The 20,647-nt window shown below is 73.3% G+C and carries 23 protein-coding genes and 1 pseudogene; 12 read left to right on the forward strand and 12 right to left on the reverse strand.

Annotated features, from left to right (window positions below; all coding sequences use genetic code 11):
- Positions 1–12: 12 nt before the first annotated feature.
- A complete protein-coding gene (pdxR, locus tag ABT084_RS09950; protein ID WP_351040315.1) occupies positions 13–1,518 on the reverse strand; it encodes a MocR-like pyridoxine biosynthesis transcription factor PdxR in 1,506 nt (501 codons plus the stop codon).
- Positions 1,515–2,006, reverse strand: a complete 492-nt coding sequence (locus tag ABT084_RS09955) for a MarR family winged helix-turn-helix transcriptional regulator (RefSeq protein ID WP_502968883.1) — start codon at positions 2,004–2,006, stop codon at positions 1,515–1,517. The genes pdxR and ABT084_RS09955 overlap by 4 nt, the downstream gene beginning before the upstream one ends.
- Positions 2,007–2,123: 117 nt before the next feature.
- Here ABT084_RS09955 and ABT084_RS09960 point away from each other — a divergent pair, with 117 nt between their 5' ends.
- Positions 2,124–2,951 carry an alpha/beta fold hydrolase gene (locus ABT084_RS09960; protein WP_351040318.1) on the forward strand — a complete coding sequence of 276 codons (828 nt, stop codon included), beginning with the start codon at positions 2,124–2,126 and terminating at the stop codon, positions 2,949–2,951.
- A gap of 476 nt (positions 2,952–3,427) precedes the next feature.
- On the opposite strand, the pseudogene ABT084_RS09965 reads toward ABT084_RS09960, so the two are convergent.
- From ABT084_RS09965 to ABT084_RS09975, 3 genes and pseudogenes are all read right to left on the reverse strand, one after another.
- Positions 3,428–3,964 (reverse strand): annotated as a pseudogene (locus tag ABT084_RS09965) (hypothetical protein); the annotation flags it as partial.
- Positions 3,965–3,979: 15 nt separating this feature from the next.
- Positions 3,980–4,480: a GNAT family N-acetyltransferase gene (locus ABT084_RS09970; RefSeq protein ID WP_351040321.1), complete on the reverse strand. Its 501-nt coding sequence runs from the start codon at positions 4,478–4,480 to the stop codon at positions 3,980–3,982.
- 77 nt (positions 4,481–4,557) lie between these two features.
- Entirely contained in the window at positions 4,558–4,929 is a 372-nt protein-coding gene (locus ABT084_RS09975) for an ArsC/Spx/MgsR family protein (RefSeq protein ID WP_351040324.1), read from the reverse strand.
- 106 nt (positions 4,930–5,035) lie between these two features.
- On the opposite strand from ABT084_RS09975, the gene ABT084_RS09980 reads away from it, so the two are divergent.
- On the forward strand, positions 5,036–5,290 hold the full coding sequence (locus ABT084_RS09980) for a hypothetical protein (protein WP_351040327.1): 255 nt from the start codon (positions 5,036–5,038) through the stop codon (positions 5,288–5,290).
- Between the two features lie 3 nt (positions 5,291–5,293).
- Here the strand turns inward: ABT084_RS09980 and ABT084_RS09985 are convergent, their stop codons facing one another.
- Positions 5,294–5,560, reverse strand: coding sequence for a hypothetical protein (locus ABT084_RS09985; RefSeq protein WP_351040330.1), 267 nt, complete (start codon positions 5,558–5,560; stop codon positions 5,294–5,296).
- Between the two features lie 112 nt (positions 5,561–5,672).
- Positions 5,673–6,785, reverse strand: a complete 1,113-nt coding sequence (locus ABT084_RS09990; RefSeq protein WP_351040332.1) for a PP2C family protein-serine/threonine phosphatase — start codon at positions 6,783–6,785, stop codon at positions 5,673–5,675.
- Positions 6,786–6,851: 66 nt separating this feature from the next.
- On the opposite strand from ABT084_RS09990, the gene ABT084_RS09995 reads away from it, so the two are divergent.
- The 3 genes from ABT084_RS09995 (at position 6,852) to ABT084_RS10005 (ending at position 10,276) form a co-directional block, all read left to right on the forward strand.
- Positions 6,852–7,553 (forward strand): VIT1/CCC1 transporter family protein, encoded by a 702-nt coding sequence (locus ABT084_RS09995; RefSeq protein WP_351040334.1) that lies wholly within the window; start codon positions 6,852–6,854, stop codon positions 7,551–7,553.
- Between the two features lie 365 nt (positions 7,554–7,918).
- On the forward strand, positions 7,919–8,818 hold the full coding sequence (locus ABT084_RS10000; RefSeq protein ID WP_351040337.1) for a TIGR01777 family oxidoreductase: 900 nt from the start codon (positions 7,919–7,921) through the stop codon (positions 8,816–8,818).
- A 201-nt stretch (positions 8,819–9,019) separates the two neighbouring features.
- The gene (locus tag ABT084_RS10005; protein WP_351040340.1) at positions 9,020–10,276 is read left to right on the forward strand and encodes an FAD-dependent oxidoreductase; all 1,257 of its coding nucleotides are present in this window, start codon (positions 9,020–9,022) and stop codon (positions 10,274–10,276) included.
- A 90-nt stretch (positions 10,277–10,366) separates the two neighbouring features.
- Here ABT084_RS10005 and ABT084_RS10010 read toward each other — a convergent pair whose 3' ends face one another.
- Entirely contained in the window at positions 10,367–11,806 is a 1,440-nt protein-coding gene (locus tag ABT084_RS10010) for an NsdA family TPR-like regulatory protein (RefSeq protein WP_351040342.1), read from the reverse strand.
- Between the two features lie 172 nt (positions 11,807–11,978).
- Here ABT084_RS10010 and ABT084_RS10015 point away from each other — a divergent pair, with 172 nt between their 5' ends.
- The 5 genes from ABT084_RS10015 to ABT084_RS10035 all read left to right on the forward strand — a co-directional run bounded on the left by ABT084_RS10015 (position 11,979) and on the right by ABT084_RS10035 (position 15,432).
- Entirely contained in the window at positions 11,979–12,284 is a 306-nt protein-coding gene (locus tag ABT084_RS10015; RefSeq protein WP_351040345.1) for a hypothetical protein, read from the forward strand.
- Between the two features lie 96 nt (positions 12,285–12,380).
- Entirely contained in the window at positions 12,381–13,178 is a 798-nt protein-coding gene (lipB, locus tag ABT084_RS10020) for a lipoyl(octanoyl) transferase LipB (RefSeq protein WP_351040347.1), read from the forward strand.
- Positions 13,179–13,308: 130 nt separating this feature from the next.
- Positions 13,309–14,256, forward strand: a complete 948-nt coding sequence (gene lipA / locus ABT084_RS10025; RefSeq protein ID WP_351040350.1) for a lipoyl synthase — start codon at positions 13,309–13,311, stop codon at positions 14,254–14,256.
- 266 nt (positions 14,257–14,522) lie between these two features.
- Positions 14,523–14,720 carry an SCO2195 family GlnR-regulated protein gene (locus ABT084_RS10030; RefSeq protein WP_214937012.1) on the forward strand — a complete coding sequence of 66 codons (198 nt, stop codon included), beginning with the start codon at positions 14,523–14,525 and terminating at the stop codon, positions 14,718–14,720.
- A 10-nt stretch (positions 14,721–14,730) separates the two neighbouring features.
- Positions 14,731–15,432 (forward strand): DUF4191 domain-containing protein, encoded by a 702-nt coding sequence (locus tag ABT084_RS10035; protein ID WP_351040353.1) that lies wholly within the window; start codon positions 14,731–14,733, stop codon positions 15,430–15,432.
- Positions 15,433–15,538: 106 nt separating this feature from the next.
- Here ABT084_RS10035 and ABT084_RS10040 read toward each other — a convergent pair whose 3' ends face one another.
- Positions 15,539–16,006 carry an RDD family protein gene (locus tag ABT084_RS10040; protein ID WP_351040356.1) on the reverse strand — a complete coding sequence of 156 codons (468 nt, stop codon included), beginning with the start codon at positions 16,004–16,006 and terminating at the stop codon, positions 15,539–15,541.
- Positions 16,007–16,194: 188 nt separating this feature from the next.
- On the opposite strand from ABT084_RS10040, the gene glnA reads away from it, so the two are divergent.
- Complete coding sequence (gene glnA / locus ABT084_RS10045; RefSeq protein WP_351040359.1) at positions 16,195–17,604, forward strand: type I glutamate--ammonia ligase; 1,410 nt, start codon at positions 16,195–16,197, stop codon at positions 17,602–17,604.
- A 365-nt stretch (positions 17,605–17,969) separates the two neighbouring features.
- Here glnA and ABT084_RS10050 read toward each other — a convergent pair whose 3' ends face one another.
- The gene (locus tag ABT084_RS10050) at positions 17,970–18,626 is read right to left on the reverse strand and encodes a TetR family transcriptional regulator (protein WP_351040362.1); all 657 of its coding nucleotides are present in this window, start codon (positions 18,624–18,626) and stop codon (positions 17,970–17,972) included.
- Positions 18,627–18,712: 86 nt separating this feature from the next.
- Between ABT084_RS10050 and ABT084_RS10055 the strand changes: the two genes are divergently transcribed.
- The gene (locus ABT084_RS10055) at positions 18,713–19,483 is read left to right on the forward strand and encodes an SDR family NAD(P)-dependent oxidoreductase (protein ID WP_351040365.1); all 771 of its coding nucleotides are present in this window, start codon (positions 18,713–18,715) and stop codon (positions 19,481–19,483) included.
- Between the two features lie 28 nt (positions 19,484–19,511).
- Here the strand turns inward: ABT084_RS10055 and ABT084_RS10060 are convergent, their stop codons facing one another.
- On the reverse strand, positions 19,512–19,949 hold the full coding sequence (locus ABT084_RS10060; RefSeq protein ID WP_351040368.1) for a cytidine/deoxycytidylate deaminase family protein: 438 nt from the start codon (positions 19,947–19,949) through the stop codon (positions 19,512–19,514).
- A gap of 77 nt (positions 19,950–20,026) precedes the next feature.
- A complete protein-coding gene (locus ABT084_RS10065; RefSeq protein ID WP_351040521.1) occupies positions 20,027–20,545 on the reverse strand; it encodes a DUF4240 domain-containing protein in 519 nt (172 codons plus the stop codon).
- Between the last annotated feature and the right edge of the window lie 102 nt (positions 20,546–20,647).

Consider the following 20,647-nt stretch of genomic DNA (forward strand, 5'->3'; position numbering starts at 1 on the left):
TCGATTCATGGGTCACAGGCCTCGATGGAGGGTGGACAGCGTGGCGGCCAGAACCTCCACCGCCTCCCCGAACCCCCGGTCGCCCAGGCCCGCATAGCCCACGACCAGGCCTTCCCGGGAGTCCTCGGCGGCCGAGGGGTGGCGGTACTCCGACAGCCCGTCCAGCAGGAGTCCCGCCTTCCGCGCGGCCGCGAGGGTCACGGCCTCGGTCCCCGGGGGGAGTTCGAGGACCGCGTGCAGGCCCGCCGCGATGCCCGTGACCCGGACCCCCGGGGCGCGCCGCGCCACGGCGGTGGCCAGGTGGTCGCGGCGGGCGCGGTAGCGCTGGCGCATGCGGCGGACGTGGCGGTCGTACGCGCCCGAGTCCAGGAAGTCGGCGAAGGTCAGCTGGTCCACCGCGCTCGTCCACGACTCCCGCAGCCCCTTCGCCGCCACCACCTGCGCGGCCAGGGCGTCGGGCAGCACCAGCCAGCCCAGCCGGAGCGCGGGGGAGAGGCTCTTGCTCAGCGAGCCCGCGTAGACCACCTGGTCCGGGGCCAGGCCCTGGAGGGCGCCGACGGGCTTGCGGTCGTAGCGGAACTCCCCGTCGTAGTCGTCCTCCAGGATCACGCCCCCGGTGGCCCGCGCCCACTCGACGGCGGCCGTCCGGCGGCCCGGGAGCAGGGGGCCGCCGGTCGGGAACTGGTGGGCCGGGGTGAGCAGGGCCGTACGCGCCCGGGCCGGGAGGGCGTCCGTGCGGGCGCCGTCCTCGTCGATGGGGACGGCGTGCGGACGCACGCCCGCGGCGGCCAGGATCCCGTGGTGGAACGGCAGCCCGTACGCCTCCACCGCCCAGTCCCGGGGCCGCAGCCCCGCGAGCAGCCGCAGGCCGTTGGCGAAGCCCGCGCAGACGACGATGTGCTCCGCGTCGGTACGCACCCCACGCGCCCGGGCCAGGTACTCGGCCAGCGCCCGCCGCAGCTCGGGGCGCCCGCGCGGATCACCGGGCCCGAAGGCCTCGGCCGGGGCCCCGGCCAAGGCCCGGCGGGCACTCGCGGACCAGGCGCCCCGCGGGAACGATGCCGGGTCCGGCTTGCCCTGGGTCAGGTCGAACCGGTGCGCCCGGGGCGCGGCCGACGGCCCGGGCGCGGGACGCGCGGGGCGCACCGGCATCCCCTCCGCGACCCGGGTGCCGGAGCCCTGCCGGGCGGTGAACCACCCCTCGGCCACCAGCTCGGCGTACGCGTCGGCGACCGTGCCCCGGGCCACCCCGAGGTCGGCGGCGAGCGACCGGTACGGCGGCAGCCGCGTCCCGGCCGCGAGCCGCCCGCCCCGCACGGCCTCGCGCAACGCCTGGGCGAGCGCGGTACGGCGGGACCCGTGCGGGGGGAGGTCCAGGTGGAGGTCGGTGCCGGTGGGGTGGGTGGGGGTGGGGGCCGCCGGGTGTGTGGGTGCATGGTCGGTCGGGCGGGTGGGTGCGTGGTCGGTCGGGTGGGTGGGTGCGTGGTCGTTCGGGTGGTCGGTCGGGTGGCCGGTCATGGGGTGAGTGCCGTTCGGGCGGTGGTCAGGAAGTGGCGGACGGTGGCGCGTTCGGCGGGAGTGAAGGTGCCGATCAGTTCGACCAGGCCGTCGAGCAGCGGGCCGAAGAAGGCCCGGCCCAGCCGGACGGCCTCGGGGGAGACCCGGACCAGCACCCGGCGCCGGTCGGCGTCGTCGCGGGTCCGGGTGACATGGCCGAGCTGCTCGAGACGGTCGATCACGGCGGTCGTACCGGCCGAGTGGAGACCGAGCCGGGCGGACAGCAGCCCGGCGGTGGCGTTCTCCCCCGCGCGCGCCGCGTCGAGCAGGCAGATGAGGGCCCGGACGTCGGTCGGGTGCATGCCGTGAGCGGCAGCGAACTCCGCTTGCCGCAGCCCGAATTCGACAGAGGCGGCACGGAGCAGGTGCACCAGGTCGAGGGGGTCGGAGGGTTCGGGAGAGTCGTGGGCCGCGGGGGTGGAGCTCGGACCGCCGGGGTTGTCGCGCACATCGCCTCCGTCTAGGGTCCGGGCCGGTTGCAGATCTCTTGTGCATCGAGATTATCGCTCAGCGAGATAAGTGCTGGGCGAGATAAGTGCTGGGCGAGATGGGGAGAGTTGATCGGGATGCCTGCTCCTTCCGCCTTCTATGCCGCTTACCAAGAGGCACTCCGCAGCTGGCCCGATCCGGTCGACGTACGCATGATCGCGACGCCGTACGGCCTCACCCGCGTCAACAGCACCGGCCCCGAGGGCGCTCCGCCGCTGGTGCTGCTGCCCGGGGGCGGGACCTCGTCGCTGGTGTGGGGCGTCTGCCTGCGGGCGGGGCTCGCGCGGGAACGGCGGGTGCATGCGGTGGACCTGGTGGGGGAGCCGGGGATGAGCGTCGCGGCCGAAGGGCGTGCGCTACGGACCCCCGCGGACCTGGCCGCATGGCTCGACGCGGTCCTCGACGGGCTGGTGGAGGGGGCCGTGGAGCTGGGCGGGTACTCCTACGGCGGCTGGATCGCCGCGCACTACGCGGCCCTGCGGCCCGAACGCCTGCGGCGGCTGGTGCTGCTCGACCCCACCCAGGTGTGCGCGGGGCTGCGCCCGGGCTACGTGGTGCGGGCCGTGCCCATGCTGCTGCGCCCCACGCCCGAGCGGATCCGCTCCTTCCTGGCGTGGGAGACGGGCGGCGCCGTACTCGATCAGGCCTGGCTGCGCCTGCGCGCAGCGGCGGCCGCACTTCCCACCGCGCGCCCCGTGACGGGCGCCCGGCCGGTACTGGGACCGGAGGTCCCGCTGCTGGCACTGTTCGCCGGCGCGGCCAGGTGCCACGACCCCGCCCGCGCGGCCCGAGCGGCCGCGCAGGCGGCGCCGGGCGCCGTGGTCGCCGTACTCCCGTCGGTCTCGCACCACGCCCTGCTGTTCGCGGGGGCGGGGGAGGTGGTGGGGTGGGTGGCGGGGGAGTAGGGGCCCGGCTGCGCCGGGTGCGGCTTCGCCGCAGGGGCTTGGGCTTCGAGCGCCCGGGGTCGGTGAGGTGCCCGGGGGCTGCCCGTCAGTTCAACTGTCTCTTCGCGCCGAGCCGCACTGTCAAGGGCGCTCCCTGCGGTCGCGTCGCTGCGCGATGGCCTGCGGCCACCCTTGACAGCACGACTCGACCCGAAAAGCCAAGAACTGTCGGGCGGCCCCCGGGGGAAGGCAGGGGGGAGGGTCCCCGAAGGCCCGGGTCCTGGGCGAGTGGCCAGGAGCCCTGGTCCGGCGAAGCCGCGCCCTCCGGGCGGAAAGGCCACAGACGACAAGCGACAAGAACGCCGGCAGATCGCTACGCGCTTCTCTGGGATCGGCGTCTGCGGCCTGTTCGGGGCTGTCCAGGACCTCAACTACGGCGAGACGGGCATGGAGACGGGTCAAGCGGCCGTCCGACCCATCAACCGGGTCTCAAATGGTCACAAAAGGGGCGTCTTGGTGGGGTGTTGGGTGTCGAGTCCGCCTTGATCCGACTCCATGCTCATGAGGGCGACTTTCCACCCTCCCGAACCGCCCATCAGGCACAAACAGGCCGCAGACGCCTGCCGGTCGCGGCTGTGTAGCGATCTGGCGCGTGTCTGTCGCTTGTGGCTTGTGGCTTGTGGGCTCTTCGCCCGGAGGGCGCGGCTTCGCCGGACCAGGGCCCCTGGCCACTCGCCCGGAACTCTGGGCCATGGTCGGCATGCCCCCTGCCGTTCCTCCGGGGGCCGCCCGACAGTTCTTGGCTTTTCGTGTCGAGTCGTGCTGTCAAGGGTGGCCGCAGGCCATCGCGCAGCGACGCGACCGCAGGGAGCGCCCTTGACAGTGCGGCTCGGCGCGAAGAGACAGTTGAACTGGCGGGCAGCCCCCGGAAGCCTCCCCGACCCCGGATGCTCGGAGCGCGGGCCTTCGCGGCGAAGCCGCGCCCGGCGAAGCCGCGCCCGGCGAAGCCGCGCCCGGCGAAGCCGCGCCCGGCGAAGCCGGGTTGCTCCTCACCGCCCTCGGCGCAGCACCCGCGTTGTGCCTCCGTTGTCCTCCTTGACGTCCCTGGTGTGGGTGAAGCCCAGGCGGGTCAGGAGGCGCAGGGAGGCGTCGTTTTCGGCGGCGACCGTGGCGTGGACTTCGGTGAGGCCGAGGGTGGTGAAACCGTGCGCGATGATCGCCTCGGCGATTTCCGTGCCGAGGCCCGACCCCCAGGCCTCGGGGGCCAGTGCGTAGATGATCTCGTGGCCGCCGGTCTCGGGGGTCGGTTTGATCTCCGCGTGCCCGACGAGCCGGCCATCCTGGCGGACGGCCCAGACGTCGAACAGCCCCTGGGCGTAGACCTTCGTGAAGATCCGCCCGAACAGGGCGCGGTCCTCGGCTTCCGGTGTCGGTCCGTCGCCCATCCACCGCGACACCCGCTCGTCCTGGAAGAGGGCGACGAAGTCGTCTTCGTCCTCGGGCGCGTACGGGTCCAGGGCCAGGCGGTCGGTGCGCAGGGAAGGTGTCATGTGCACGGACGTTACTGCTCGGGCGGGCGCGGCCGCCCGAGGTTTTCGGGCCCCCGGGCCCCCCGGCCGCCCGCGGGCTACGCCTTGCGGGAGAGGGCCTCGCGGACGGCCTCGTCCGTGCGGGCCACCACGGCCGTGCCGTCGTCGGCCGTGATGATCGGGCGCTGGATGAGCTTCGGGTGCGCGGCGAGGTGGCTGATCCAGCGGGCCCGGTCCGTGTCGGTCGCCTCGCGCGGCAGCTCCCGTACGCCGGTCTCCTTGGCGAGCGGGTCGGACGTACGCGTGATGTCCCAGGGCTCCAGGCCGAGGCGCTCGAGCACCGCGCGGATCTCGTCCTCGGACGGTACGTCGTCCAGGTAGCGGCGGACCGTGTAGTCGGCGCCCTCGGCGTCGAGCAGGGTGAGCGCGCTGCGGCACTTCGAGCAGGCGGGGTTGATCCAGATCTCCATGCGTTCCAGCCTAGCGAGGCCTGTCTGGCCAGGGGCTTTTGTCAGTGGTCCCCAGTAAAATCGAGGGAGCACGACAGGAAGCCAACTACCGTTTGGGAGGCTGTAGATGGCCGCTGCCGCGATCATTTCGATGCCCAAGAAGAAGCCACTGCCCGCGGGTCTGCCCCGTGAGTGGTACGAGAGCCACAACCGCCGTCTCAAGGCGATGCGGCTGGCGATATCCCTGCTCGACACGGGGACGTATGACGCCCAGCGGGCGACGAACCGGAAGATCCGGACGATGGCGGCGCGGGTGGGCATCCACCGGCCGTCCAACGTCACCTGCAAGATGGTCCGTTCCTTCATCCGCGCGGCGGGCTGAGCGTCACCCCGCCTCGGCGGTCGCGGGGGCCCCGGGGGTCGCGGGGCCCCCGGCGGCCCTGGCGATCCCGGTGTTCCGGGGGGTGAAGGCGCCGCCCGGGGCTTCGATGACCGAGGCGTTGGCGCCGGAGCCGCCCGGGCGGCCCGTCGCACCGTCACCGTCGCCACCCTCGTCCGTACCGAGGTACACCGCGCCCGTGAGCAGCGCGATGGCGGCGGCGGTCGCCGTGATGGCGCCGATGCGCCTGGTGTGCTTCTGCGGCGCCCGCATGGTCGGTCCCCGGCTTTCGGTTCGGTAGTGGGTGATCACCACCGACGGAAGCATGAGAATGCTGCCAAATGGGTGGTTGTCGTCGTTTGGTCACATGATCAGGACCGAGTGGTCATCGCCCTGGTGCGGAGCCCCCGGCCGGGCCCGGTACGGACAGGGTGAGCAGGGCCACGTCGTCCCGCGGGCCGCCGTCGGTGAAGCGGAGGAGGTCCCGCCACACCGCTTCCGCCAGGCCCGCGAGGTCCGCCGGGCCGCCCGCCAGGAGCGCCGGTACGCGGTCGGCCAGCGGGTAGAACGCGCCGATCGCGTCCCGGGCCTCCGTCACCCCGTCGGTGTACAGCAGCAGCCGGTCGCCGGGGCGCAGGGCCGTGACGGCGACCGTGGGCGGGGCCACGCCCGCGAGCCCCAGGCCCAGCGGAGGGCCCGGCTCCGCCTCCAGTTCCGTGACCGTGCCGTGGCGCAGCAGCAGGGCCGGGGGGTGGCCGCAGGAGACGATGCGTACGAGGTCCAGGGCGGGCGGGAACTCCAGCAGCAGGGCGGTGGCGAACACCTCGGCGTCCGCCGCGTTCTCCGCGTCGGTGCGCAGGCGGCGGTCCAGGCGGGCCGCGACCGCCGCCAGCCCGGCGTCGTCGAGCACCGCCTCGCGGAACGCGCCGAGCAGCGCCGCCACCGTGCCGACGGCGGCCAGGCCGTGGCCCTGGACGTCCCCGACGAGGGCGCGGACCCCGTGCGGGCCCGCCCGTACGTCGTACAGGTCGCCGCCGACCAGGGTCCCGCGCTGGGCCGCGCGGTACAGGCCTGCGCAGCGCACCGGGCCCACCTGGGGCGGTACGGGCGGGAGCACGGCGAGCTGGGCGGCCTCGGCCACCGTCCGTACGCTGACCAGCTGGGCGTCCCGGCGTTTTCGCACCCAGGCGATGACCACGCTGAGCAGCCCGATCGCGGCCACCGTCGCGAGGTCGGTGCCCCGGGCGTGGCCGACGCCGAGGCCCGGCAGGCCGAGCAGGGCCAGGACGAGGCCGGCGAAGAAGGCGGTGCCGGTCGCCCCGTACGAGAACGCCGCGACCGGGGGGAGCCCGGCCAGGAAGAACCCCAGCTCCACGTTGCCCGGGGTGAGGCCCTGGGCGGCCACCAGCGCCACCAGGGCCACGGCCGGCGCGAACCGGGCCCAGCGCGGCGGGGGCTCCCCGCGCAGCCAGCCCGGTTCCTCGCGTCCGCGTCTCACCACTCCACCCTCGTCCCAGGGGCGTGGGCGCGCACGCCGGGCCGTGGCGTGCCCGAGAGTGGACCCGTGACGGACAACGACGAGGGATCGCAGAGCGGGGCCATCAGCACCCGCCTCAACTGGCTGCGGGCCGGGGTGCTCGGTGCCAATGACGGGATCATCTCCACGGCCGGGCTGGTGGTGGGTGTGGCGGGGGCGACGACGAGCCGCTCGGCGATCCTGACGGCCGGGGTCGCCGGGCTGCTGGCGGGCTCGCTGTCGATGGCGGCCGGGGAGTACGTGTCCGTCAGCTCCCAGCGGGACTCGGAGCGGGCCGCGCTGGAGCTGGAGCGGCGGGAGCTCGCGGAGGAGCCGGAAGCGGAGCTCGCCGAGCTGGCGGGGCTGCTGGAGGCGCGGGGACTGAGCGGGGAGGTGGCCCTGGAGGCGGCGCGGCAGCTGACGGAACGGGACGCGCTGCGGGCTCATGCGCGGGTGGAGCTGGGGATCAACCCCGACGAGCTGGCGAACCCGTGGCACGCGGCGTTGGCGAGCCTGGTGGCGTTCACGGTCGGGGCGGTGCTGCCGCTGCTGGCGATCGTGCTGCCGGGGGCGGGGTGGCGCGTGCCGGTGACGGTGGGGGCGGTGCTGTGTGCGCTGGCGCTGTGCGGGTGGGTGAGTGCGAGGCTGGGGGCGGCGGGGGTGGGCCGTGCGGTGATCCGGAACGTGGGGGGTGGGGCCGTGGCCATGGCCGTCACCTACGCGGTGGGCACCTGGCTGGGCTCCACGTAACCCCGGCCCTGGCGGCGCCCTTGGCCGGGGCGGCTGGGGCCGGGCATCTCCAGCCTCGCCGGCGTTTGAGGCGCGGGTGGCGTGGGGGCGGCCTCCGGAACCCGGCCATCTCCAGCCTCGCCGGCGTTTGAGGCGCGGCGGCTGGGGCGGGGCTCCGGAACGCCGCCATCTCCAGCCCCGCTGGCGTTTGAGGCGCGGGGTCTGGGGCGGAGCCCCAGGGGCCCCGCAGGGGACAACGGCCCTGGCGGGCCGCATCGGGCTCTGCCCGGACCCGCGCCTCAAACGCCGGCGGGGCTGGAATGGCCCCCGGACTGAGGGTCGTGCCGGTGGCGGGGGTCGCGGCGGCGGGGAGGCAGGATGGGGGGATGCGGATCGTGGTTACCGGCTCGGCCGGGCTCATTGGGGCGGCGCTCGTTCGGTCTTTGCGGGCGGACGGGCACGACATCGTGCGCCTCGTCCGCCACACCCCCACCGCCGCGGACGAGGCGGAGTGGGACCCCCGGCGCGGCTACGTCGCCCCCGACGCCCTGACCGGCTGCGAAGCCGTCGTGCACCTCGCCGGGGCAGGGGTCGGCGACCACCGGTGGTCGCCGGCGTACAAGCGGGAGATCCGGGACAGCCGCGTCCTCGGTACCGCCGCCATCGCCACCGCCGTGGCGGAGATGGAGCGGCCGCCCGCGGTCCTGGTCTGCGGGTCGGCCATCGGCTACTACGGTGACACCGGGCAGCGCGCCGTGGACGAGAGCGCCCCGCCGGGCCACGGCTTCCTGCCCTCCGTCTGCGTCGAGTGGGAGGCGGCCGCCGCCCCCGCCCGGGAGGCCGGCGTACGGACCGTCTTCGCCCGTACCGGCCTCGTCGTCGCGGCCGAGGGCGGCGCCTGGGGCAAGCTCTTCCCGGTGTTCCGGGCCGGCATCGGCGGCCGCCTCGGCAACGGCCGCCAGTACTGGTCGTACATCTCGATGCACGACGAGATCGCGGCCCTGCGCCACCTGATCGTCACCCCGGAGCTGTCGGGCCCGGTGAACCTGACCGCCCCGGAGCCCCTGACCAACCGTGAGGTCACCGCGGCCATGGGGCGCGTACTGCGGCGGCCGACGCTGTGCGCCGTACCGGCTCCGGCGATGCGGCTGGTGCTGGGGGAGTTCGCCGGGGACGTGCTGGGCAGTCAGCGGGTGCTTCCCGCGCGGCTGCTGGAGTCCGGATTCGTCTTCCGCCACCCCGGGATCGACGAGTCGATCCGGGCGGCGCTGGCGGGCGGCCGCTGATCCCTGGCGGCGGGGGCGCGCCGGCGGGCGGACGGGCCGCGCCGTGCGACCGTTTGTGACCCACATGCGACCCGCGCGTGTCCGGAGTGCGACCTGTATGCAACCAGAACCGATCGAAAATGCGCGTCCAACTCGGGTTCTGCTGGAGCTGGTTGGGGGAAGGAGGACCAGACAAGCCGCGCCGACCTCGGGGAGGGGCACGTGCTCAGCAGCGCACACCATGCGGACGTAGTCATCGTAGGAGCCGGAGTCTCAGGACTCGCGGCGGCACACCATTTGATCGCAGCGGGGGTCAGCGTCACCGTCCTGGAGGCCGCCGGTGATCCCGGCGGCCGGATGGCCACCGAGCGGAGCGACGGATTCCGGCTGGACCGGGTCGGTCAGCTCCTCAACACCTCATACCCGGAACTCGCCCGTACACCCGGTCTGGAGGGCCTGGTCCTGCGGCCCTTCGCCCCCGGCGTCCTCGTCCACAGCGAGGGCAAACAGCTCCGGGCCGGAGCCCTCACCCCGGCCCGCGCCCTCGCCAGCGGCTCGCTCGACCAGGCCCGGCTCAGCGCCGCGCTCGGCCGCCTCGCGGCCCTGCCCGAGGAACGGATCCTGGCCCGGCCCGAGCGCACCGCGCTCGCCGCGCTGCGCACCCGGACCCTGCCCCCGCGCACGGTCGCCGGAGTGCTGCGGCCCCTGCTCGCCACCCTGCTCTGCGACCCGGACCTCGGCACCTCGAGCCGGGTCGCCGACCTCGCGCTGCGCCGCTTCGCCCGCGGCCGCCTCGCGGTGCCCGAGGGCGGGGCCGCGGCCCTGCCCGCGCTCCTCGCGGCCGGGCTGCCACCCGGCACCGTGCGCACCGGCGTGCGCGTGCGCTCGGTGGCCACCAACCTGGTGACCACCGAGGAGCACGGAGACTTCGCCTGCCGCTCCGTCCTGCTCGCCACCGGCGCCCGCGCCGCGGCCGAGCTGCTGCCCGGTCTGCGGGTGCCCCGCTTCCACCAGATCACCGTCATCCACCACGCCACCGCCGGCGCACTGCCCTGGGACGGCTCGCTCCTGCTCGACGGCGACCCCAGGTGGCCCGTCGCCCACACCACGGTGATGAGCGCCGTCGACCCGAGCCGCGCCCCGGCCGGGCGTTCGCTCGTCAGCACCACGGTCCTCGGACCGCCGCCGCCCGCCCGGACGGTGGCCTCCCGCCTCGCCCGGCTCTACGAGACCTCCACCCGGGACTGGGAGCTGCTCGCCGTCCACCACACGCCCGAAGCCGTCCCCGCCATGCCCGCGCCCTACGACACGCGACGCACGGTCCGCGTGCTGGCCGGTCTGTACGTCTGCGGCGACCACCGCGACACCAACACCGTGCAGGGCGCCCTGCACTCGGCGCGCCGCGCCACCACCGCCGTCCTGCGCGACTTCGGCATCCCGGTGCCGGCCGCGGCGCCCGTCCTGCCGGCGGCGGCCTGAAACCACCCAGTGCGGGGCCCGGTTCCCTTTGGGGAGCCGGGCCCCCGGTGCGTCCGGGGGCGCCGGAGCCCGACACGCCGATCCGGGGGCTCACGCCAGCGACGCCACCCGGTCCCGGTAGGTCCGTACGGCCGCCGCGTCCCGGTAGGGCTCCAGCCGCCGCTCGAAGTCCCGTACGTACTCCACCGCCCGCGCCGAGCGCATCTCCATCGCCTGCTGCGCCGCCTCCGCGCCGAGCGCGCACGCCTGGTCCAGCTCGCCCAGCCCCAGCCGGGCCGTGGCCAGCACCACCCGGCAGAACAGCCGGGAGCGCGCGAAAGCCGGGGCGCGCAGCTGGAGCGAGCGCTCCGCGTGCTGCGCCGAGGCCCGGTACTGCTGCAGATCGCGGTGGCAGTGCCCGAAGTCGTCGGCCAGCTCGGCCTCGTCGAAGGTGCGGGCCCAGTGCGGTACGTCGTCCCCGGGGCGCGCCGCACCGAGCGCGCGTTCCGCCCGGACGAGGGAGGCCGTGGCGGCCCGTACCTCGCCCAGCACCGCGTGCCCCCGGGCCTCCGCCGCGTGCAGCAGCCCCTGGACGACCTGGGGCGGCCCCGAGCCGACGCCCTGCTGGGCCACCCGCGCCAGCTGCACGGCCTCGCGGCCGTGGCCGAGGTAGACGGCCTGGCGGCTCATGGTGATCAGGACGTAGGCGCCGTAGGTCCGGTCCCCGGCGGCCTGGGCCAGGCGCAGGGCCTGGACGAAGTAGCGCTGGGCCAGCCCGTGGGCGGCGATGTCGTACGAGGTCCAGCCCGCCAGCCGGGTCAGGTCGGCGGCGGCCGCGAAGAGCCGCCGCCCGGAGCTCTCGCCGTAGGTGCCGCGCAGCATCGGCTCGGCCTCGTGCTCCAGGTAGCGCACCAGGGCCTGGCGGGCGTGCCCGCCGCCGTAGGCGTGGTCCAGGGCCCGGAAGAGTTCGCCGACCGATCTGAGCGCGGCGATGTCGCCGGCGGTGACCCGCTGGCCGGGCCCCCGGTCGAGCTGGCGCTGGCGGGGCACGGTGGCCGCGCCCTGGACCGGGATCCGGGAGGCCGCGGCGTCCGGGCCCCGGCCGACCCGCTCGTCGGCCCGGCCGATCAGCCAGTCCCGGCTGGGAACGACGAGCCCGGCCGGGGTGAAGGCGATCTTCCGCAGCTCGGCGTGCGAACCGGAGTCCTTGCGCCACAGCCCGCTCGCGATGTCCACGGCCTCTTCGGGGGTGGCCGCGAACTCCAGGCCCGCGTAGACCGGAGCGCAGGCGTCCAGCCCGAGGTCCTGGGCCGAGAGCCGCCGCCCGAGCCGCCGCGTGAACACCTCGGCGATCAGCGCGGGGGTGGTTCCGCGGGGCTGCTGCCCGCGCAGCCACCGGGTGACCGAGGTTTTGTCGTACCGCAGATCGAGACCGTGCTCCAGCCCGAGCTGGTCGACGCGGCGGGCGAGCCCGGCATTGGAGAACCCGGCCTCGGCGATCAGTGCCGCGAGCTGGCGGTTGGGCACGCGTTGGGCAGGTCGTTCCGTCATCGGCTCCACGGTCTCCTGACGTGACGGACCGGGGTCCCGGCCCTGTGAACGGCGTGAATGTAGCGGCGAACTTCGCCCGGACCGCCCGCTCTGTCCCACATTCATCCGATCGTGCGAAGAACCGGGCAGCCGCTTTACGGATGGGCCCCCTTACCCCGCATAAGCTGCGGGGATGACCCGCTGGCCCCACGAGGCGCATTCCGCACCGGAGCCCGCCCCGGACGCCGACCCGCGGGCGGGCGCGGAGTGCCCCACCGCCCCGCTCCCCGCGCCCGAGATCACCGAGGCCGAGTGCCGGAGGTGCGGCACGCTCATCGCCGGGCTCGACGGGCGGTATGCCTGCGGGGTGTGCGGCTGGGTGAACGACCACTCCGAGGGCCATCGGCGGCTGCCGAGGGCCGACGAGGACCCGGACCGGCCGCCGAAGGGCCGCAAGCAGCCCCGCCGACTCCCGGCCCCGCCACCGCCGCCCGCGTAGGGGCCCTGCCGGGCGGTCGCGGGGGCGCCGTACGCTGGGTGGGTGCGATATGGGTGCGATATGCACGCACAGCGGGTTCAACGAGGAGGCGCTGCGGTGGCTGAGCTGCGGTTTGTCCATCTGGGCTTCGGGCCGGATGCCGTCGAGTACACCGAGGCCTGGGAAGAGCAGCGGCGGGTCCACGCCGCGCGCTTCGCCGACGAGACCGTGGACACCTGTCTGCTGCTGGAGCACCCGCCGGTCTACACGGCGGGACGGCGCACGGCCGACAGCGAGCGCCCCCTCGACGGCACCCCGGTGGTCGACGTGGACCGCGGCGGGAAGATCACCTGGCACGGCCCCGGCCAGCTCGTCGGCTACCCGATCATGAAGCTGCCCCGGCCGGTCGACGTGGTCGCCCACGTCCGGCGGCTGGAGGACGCGCTGATCCGCACCGCCGCCGACTTCGGCCTGGAGACCACCCGGGTCGAGGGCCGCTCCGGCGTCTGGGTGCTCGGTGACCCCGTCGAGGACCGGCCGAAGGTCGGCGGCCTGTCGCTGGACTTCGACCCGCGGCTGGCGGACGAGGAGTTCGACCCCCGGCTGAACGGGCCGGAGTACGCGCCCTCCAACGCCGGGCAGCGCCGCGAGGACCGCAAGCTCGCCGCCATCGGCATCCGCGTCGCCAAGGGCGTCACGATGCACGGCTTCGCGATCAACGTGAACCCGGACAACACCTGGTTCGACCGGATCGTCCCCTGCGGCATCCGCGACGCCGGTGTGACCTCGCTCTCGTACGAACTGGGCCGCGAGATCACCATCGCCGACGTGCTGCCGGTCATCGAGGGCCACCTGAGGGACGTCCTGGAAGGCGCCGAGCCGCGAGCCCGCGTCATAGAGCCCGCGGCGCCGTAGGCGCGTGCCCCGGCGGGGAACCGTGCGGGGAATGCGTCCGGCCGCCCGCAGGTTGGCCGACGTAAGAACGTATGAAATTACGGGCGTACCCTGGTGGGCGCCGAAGAATCGAAGTCACAGGGAGCCGGTCGTGTCCGCAGTCGCACCCGACGGACGCAAGATGCTGCGCCTTGAGGTCCGTAACGCCCAGACGCCCATCGAGCGCAAGCCCGAGTGGATCAAGACCCGGGCGAAGATGGGCCCCGAGTACACCAAGATGCAGGCCCTGGTGAAGGGCGAAGGACTGCACACGGTGTGCCAGGAAGCGGGCTGTCCGAACATCTACGAATGCTGGGAGGACCGCGAGGCCACCTTCCTCATCGGTGGCGACCAGTGCACCCGGCGCTGCGACTTCTGCCAGATCGACACGGGCAAGCCCGAGGCCCTCGACCGCGACGAGCCGCGCCGCGTGGGCGAGTCCGTGGTCACCATGGACCTGAACTACGCGACCATCACCGGTGTCGCCCGCGACGACCTGCCGGACGGCGGTGCGTGGCTGTACGCCGAGACCGTGCGCCAGATCCACCAGCAGACGGCCGGCCGCGAGGGCGGCCACACCAAGGTCGAGCTGCTCGCCCCGGACTTCAACGCCGTCCCGGAGCTGCTGGAGGAGGTCTTCGCCTCCCGCCCCGAGGTCTTCGCGCACAACGTCGAGACGGTCCCGCGGATCTTCAAGCGGATCCGGCCCGGCTTCCGCTACGAGCGCTCGCTCGAGGTCATCACCAAGGCCCGCGAGTACGGCCTGGTCACCAAGTCGAACCTGATCCTCGGCATGGGCGAGGAGCGCGAGGAAGTCACCCAGGCGCTCAAGGACCTGCACGGCGCGGGTTGCGAACTCATCACGATCACCCAGTACCTGCGGCCCTCGCCGCGGCACCACCCCGTGGAGCGCTGGGTGAAGCCGGCCGAGTTCGTGGAGCTGGCGAAGGAGGCCGAGGACATCGGCTTCTCCGGTGTGATGTCGGGTCCGCTGGTGCGTTCCTCGTACCGCGCGGGCCGGCTGTACCAGCAGGCGATGGACCACCGGACGACTGTGTGAATTCGCGCACAAAGTCTTACTAGGCAGTAATACCACGGCGACGCGGCCCCTAGGCTCTCTCAAGGGAGACACCTGGCGGGCCGCGTCAATGTTTCATCACCGTTTGACCAGTCGGTCATGCCCTGGTAACACCAATCAGTGACGCTGGGTCCACACACCGCACACGCACCGCGCGTGCGGCGCACGCGCGGGCCCACGCCACACCACGCAGAACCCACGCAGAACCCACGCAGCTCCACCGACGAGAGCACCAGAGAGGGATCGACATGCAGGCCGCGCCCGTTCGCGCCATCGCCATCCCGTCGTTCACCGATGCCTTCCGGGGCATCGAGTCGCTGCTCATGAGCGGCGCCCGTCGCAACGCCTGGACGGCGGTCCTGGAAGACCGTCGCAGGGCGAAGGACCGGGTCGAAACCGAGCACGTACTCGAGGCCGCGGCGACCCGGACCCCGCAGGCCACGTAAACTTCGCTGCATGGCGAGGAAGTCAAACGCAGAGACTGCTGCGAACCCCGGGCGACTGAAGCAGATCGCCCTCACGTACAAGATGACCCGTAAGGCCGACCCCAAGGTCGGTCTCATCGTCGCGGGCGTGGGAATCGTCACCCTTGGCGTCTTCCTCGGGATCGGCTTCCTGATCGGTCACCCGGTCTATGTGGGCATCCTGGGTCTCCTGGTGGCGTTCCTGGCGATGGCGATCATCTTCGGACGGCGCGCCGAGGCCGCCGCCTTCGGGCAGATGGAGGGCCAGCCGGGCGCCGCCGCGGCGGTACTGGACAACGTGGGGCGGGGCTGGACCACCACCCCCGCCATCGCGATGAGCCGCCAGCAGGACATCGTGCACCGCGCGGTCGGCAAGGCCGGCGTCGTGCTGGTGGCCGAGGGCAACCCGAACCGGGTCAAGAGCCTGCTCGCCGCCGAGAAGAAGAAGCTGGCGCGCATCATGCCGGACATCCCGGTGCACGACATCATCGTCGGCACGGGCGAGGGCGAGGTACCGCTCAAGAAGGTGCGGACGACGCTCCTCAAGCTCCCGCGCGTCCTGCAGGGCCCGCAGATCACCGCGGTGAACGACAAGCTCCGCGCCATGGGTGACCTGATGAGCAACATGCCCATCCCCAAGGGTCCCATCCCCGGCCGCGGCGCCCGGGGCGGTCAGCGGCCGCCGCGCGGCTGACCCGCGACGCGTATTGCATACAAGACATACAAGTGGGGCGCCCCCGGTCATCGACCGGGGGCGCCCCACTTGTATGCCGCGTCGTACGGCTCGTGTGCGGTGGCGCTCAGATGCGGACCTGGACCGCGCGGGAGAGGCGGTCGTGCAGGCCGCGGGCGTCGCGGTCCCAGATGACCGCCGGGACGACCAGGGCCAGCAGCAGGGTGCGCAGCACCACGCGGCCGAAGCCGAGGCGGCCGCCGTTCTCCGAGATCACCCGGAGGCCGAGGATCCGCTTGCCGGGGGTGAAGCCCACGGTGCCCACCGTCAGGATGGCCAGGGCCACGAAGAGCCCCAGGGTCCAGTTGCCCGTCGCGGTCATGTCACCCCGCGCGATCAGCCCGTACGCGATGACCTGGCAGCCGAACCAGTCGATGGCCACGGCGCCCAGCCTGCGGCCGAAGCGGGCCACGGAACCCGGGCCCTCCTTGGGGAGGCCGAGCTGCTGGCCCGGGTACCCGAAGTCGGCGCCCATGTCCTCGGCGGCCGCGCGCGGGCCGGAGAGCCACGATCCGATTGCTTGCCTGTTGTCCACCCGACCACGGTACCCGTGGTGTTCCCGCGGGCTTCGACGGGACCCTGGTTAACTTGTGCGAAACAAATGGGTCATGCTTGAGAAATCCCGTTTGCTTATGGTCGGGACCAGCGTGCGCCACCGCACTGGACGCACCACGAGCTATGCAGCCCGCCCCTGCCCGGGGGGTCGGGAGTAGGAGGAGTTGGATGTTCCAGAACGCCGACGAAGTGAAGAAGTACATCGCAGACAACGACGTCAAGATGGTCGACGTCCGTTTCTGTGACCTGCCCGGCGTGATGCAGCACTTCACGATCCCGGCCGGAGTCTTCAACCCGGACGATGAACTGGCGTTCGACGGCTCTTCGATCCGCGGCTTCCAGGCGATCCACGAGTCCGACATGGCGCTGCGCGCCGACCTGTCGACGGCCCGTCTGGACCCGTTCCGCAAGGACAAGACGCTCAACATCAACTTCTTCATCCACGACCCGATCACGGGCGAGGCCTACTCGCGCGACCCGCGCAACATCGCGAAGAAGGCCGAGGCGTACCTCGCCTCCACCGGCATCGCCGACACCGCGTACTTCGGCCCCGAGGCCGAGTTCTACGTGTTCGACAACGTGCGCTTCGCGACCTCCGCGAACGAGAGCTTCTACCACATCGACTCCGAGGCCGGCGCCTGGAACACGGGCTCGACCGAGAACAACCGCGGCTACAAGGTCCGCTACAAGGGCGGTTACTTCCCCGTCGCCCCGGTCGACCACTTCGCCGACCTGCGCGCCGAGATCTCCCTCGAGCTGGACGCCCAGGGCCTCCAGGTCGAGCGCCAGCACCACGAGGTCGGCACCGGCGGCCAGGCCGAGATCAACTACAAGTTCAACACGCTGCTCGCCGCGGCCGACGACCTGATGCTCTTCAAGTACATCGTGAAGAACGTCGCCTGGCGCAACGGCAAGACCGCGACCTTCATGCCGAAGCCGATCTTCGGCGACAACGGCTCGGGCATGCACGTGCACCAGTCGCTGTGGGCGAACGGCGACCCGCTGTTCTACGACGAGGCCGGCTACGCGGGCCTCTCGGACACCGCCCGCTACTACATCGGCGGCATCCTCAAGCACGCCCCGTCGCTCCTCGCCTTCACCAACCCGACGGTGAACTCCTACCACCGCCTGGTGCCCGGCTTCGAGGCCCCGGTCAACATGGTCTACTCGCAGCGCAACCGCTCCGCGGCCATGCGCATCCCGATCACGGGCTCGAACCCGAAGGCCAAGCGCGTCGAGTTCCGCGCCCCGGACCCGTCGTCCAACCCGTACCTCGCCTTCTCGGCGCTGCTCCTCGCGGGCCTCGACGGTGTGAAGAACAAGATCGAGCCGATGGAGCCGATCGACAAGGACCTCTACGAGCTGTCGCCCGACGAGCACGCGAGCGTCCCGCAGGTCCCGACCTCGCTCGACGCCGTGCTGCGCGCGCTGGAGGAGGACAACGAGTACCTCCAGGCCGGCGGCGTCTTCACGTCCGACCTGATCGAGACCTGGATCGACTACAAGCGCACCAACGAGATCGCCCCGATCGCGCTGCGCCCGCACCCGCACGAGTTCGAGCTGTACTTCGACCTCTAAGCCGTAGGTCAACCAGCCAGGGCCGCCACCCCGCACGGGGTGGCGGCCCTGGCCCGTTTCCCGTGGTACCGCAGGGCTCGTGCGGCGCTGGTGGCCGCGCGGGACGAAGGGCCCGAGGCGTTGCTCGCCTTCGTGGCCGTCGCCTCGGACGTGGACCTCCCGTGGGCCGGCGGGTCCGCCTTCACCCTGCGGGCGCGGTCCGAAGCGGTGGCGGAATTCGTTCGGCAGGTGGACGGCCGGGTCTGGTTCACCGCGGAGGTGACGCGTGAGCAGGGCCGGCGCGCGGCCCTGCTCCACCGGGCCTCCTCGGCCGCGTTCATGGCCCGCGGCCACTTCGGTATTGAGTCCGGGCCGTCGGCCCGCGCTCAGTGCAGCAGCGGCATGCCGCTCGTGAGGTCGTGGAGGCAGCGCAGGGCCAGGGCGGCGGGGGAGGCGGGGCCCTCGGTGGGGCCGTCGGTCGTGGACCAGACCTCCAGGGCGACCCGGATCGCGTCCGTGGCCGCCGCGGCGAGGAGGCGTACCGACAGGGCGTCCGCGTCCGGGCCGGCCAGCCGGGCGATCAGCGGGACCAGCTGTTCCTCGGACTCCTGGTTCACCCGGTACCAGACGGCCCGCAGGGCGGGGTCGCCCGCCGCCGCGCGCAGCAGGCCCCGGGTCACCTCCAGGCCCTCGCCGACGGAGAGCAGGTCGGTGAGGGAGCGGGTGACGGCGCGCTCCAGGGCCTCCGCGAGCGGGGTGCCGGGGCTCTCCTCGGCGAGCAGGGCCCGCCACTCGTCGCCGCCGCCCGCGAGCAGGGGCGCCACGGCCTCCTGTTTGTTGCGGAAGTAGCGGTAGAACGTGCGCAGCGCCACACCCGCGCGGTGCGCGATGTCCTCGGCGGTGGTGCCGTCGGGGCCGTGTTCGGCGAAGAGTTCGCAGGCGGCGCGGGCGATGTCCAGCTGGGTGGCGGCCTTGCGCCGTTCGGTCAGCGACTGCGCTCCGGGGCCGGGCTGCTGGGGAGAGTACGGACGGGGAGATCTCACCCTCGAAGCCTACCCGTGACCGTCGACCCGTGTGGCATTCATTGCCGTGCTGGCAAAACGTGTCATGGGGTCGTACGCTCGCTCCCATGAACCGTTACGAAGGACGTCGCGTCCTCATCACCGGCGGTGGCTCCGGCATCGGCCAGGCCACCGTCCACCGCATCCTGTCCGAAGGCGGCCGGGTCCACACCGTGGACGTCAACGAAGCCGGCCTGAAGGCCACCGCCGAGCGGGCCGAAGCCGACGGGCACGCGGCACGGCTCACCACCGCCGTCCTCGACATATCCGACGAAGCCGCCGTGCGGGCGGGCGTGGCCGCCGCCGTCGCGGGCCTCGGGGGTCTCGACGTACTCGTCAACGCCGCCGGGATCCTGCGCTCCGCGCACACCCACCAGACCACCCTCGACTTCTGGAACAAGGTCATCACGGTCAACCTGACCGGCACGTTCCTGATGATCCGTGAGGCCATCGGGGCCCTGATCGAGGGCGACCAGCCGGTCGTCGTCAACTTCAGCTCCACCTCGGCGTCCTTCGCCCACCCCTACATGGCCGCCTACGCGGCGAGCAAGGGCGGCATCCAGTCGATGACCCACGCCCTCGCCGCCGAATACAGCAAGCAGGGCGTGCGCTTCGTCGCCGTCGCCCCCGGCTCCATCGAGAGCGGGATGACCACCGGCAACGGCCCGGGCCTGCCCGAGGACACCGACTGGAGCCTGTTCGCCAAGCTGGCCCCGGCCCTCGGCCAGGGCTTCGCCGGTCCGCAGACCGTCGCGGGCGTCGTGGCGATGCTCGGCTCGGAGGACGGCGCCTTCATCACCGGTACGGAGATCCGCATCGACGGCGGTACGCACTACTGAGCCCGGGGCGTCCGCACCGGGCGGGGGGTCAGTCCGTGCCCAGCGGCGCGCCCTGCCCGGCGTCGAGCTGGTGGTCGGCCCAGACGTAGCTCTCCGGGAGCAGTTCGGCGACGGGCACGGCCCGCAGGCCGTCCTTCGCCCCGACGATGACCCGCACGGCGGGGAAGTAGTCGAGCAGGACCTGGCGGCACCGGCCGCACGGCGGGACGACGCCCCGGTCCCGGTCGCCCACGGCGACGATCGTCTCCAGGTCGTACGCGCCCTGCGCGGCCGCCGTGCCGATGAGGACCAGCTCGGCGCAGGGGCCGCCGGTGAAGTGGTAGGCGTTCACCGCGGTGACGATCCGGCCGTCGCGGGCCCGGGCGGCGGCCGCCATGGTGTGGTTGTCACCCCGGCACCGCGTGCGGGCGACGTGGGCCGCGGCCTCGATGAGTTCGTGGTCGACGGGGTGGCTGTGCGTGGTCATCTTCTGCTCTGCCTGCCTTCGTGAGGTGTCAGGCGAGACTGCCCGGGGCGACGACCGCGCGCAAGCGGCCCGGTCCGTCACCCGCCGAAGCGCTCCCACAGCCGGGGGAAGTGCTCCGCCAGCGCGGCCTCGTCCTCGAGGTCGATCACGGTGCCCGCCGGCTCCGCCGCCTGCTGGGGGACGCCCAGGTCCGGCGGCTCCGCGCCGGTGAGCTGCTCGTACGCCTCGTCCGCCGCGTACCCCAGCTCCTCGCCGTCCCCGTCGATCTCCTCGTCGAAGTCGTCGAGCAGCTCGGCGAGGTGGTCCGGGTCGTGCACCGCGCCCTCGAAGACCTCCCGGCCCTGGCCGATCAGCCAGCAGCGGAAGAAGTCGAAGGCGTCGTCGCTCGCCCCGTTCAGCAGGATGGCGGCGGCGCCCCACAGGTCCCAGGTGTACGCCCGGTTGTACCGGGACTCGAAGTGCCGGGCGAAGTCCAGTACGGAGTCCGGGTCGTGCCGCGTCAGCCGCTCCACGAGCAGGTCGGCGTGCTCCTCGGGGTCGCCGTCGGCGGCCGCGCGGGTGCTGTCGACGATCTCCCAGAACTCCGTCTCGTCCATCACGGATCCAGCATCCAGGCTGCGACCCCCACCCGCCACCGCGCGTACGGCGAAAGGCCGGTGTCCGCCCCTTCCGGGGCCGGACACCGGCCTTATGGCTCA

Origin of the sequence: Streptomyces sp. NPDC002138 (genome assembly GCF_040296485.1) — a bacterium.
Classification (GTDB): domain Bacteria; phylum Actinomycetota; class Actinomycetes; order Streptomycetales; family Streptomycetaceae; genus Streptomyces.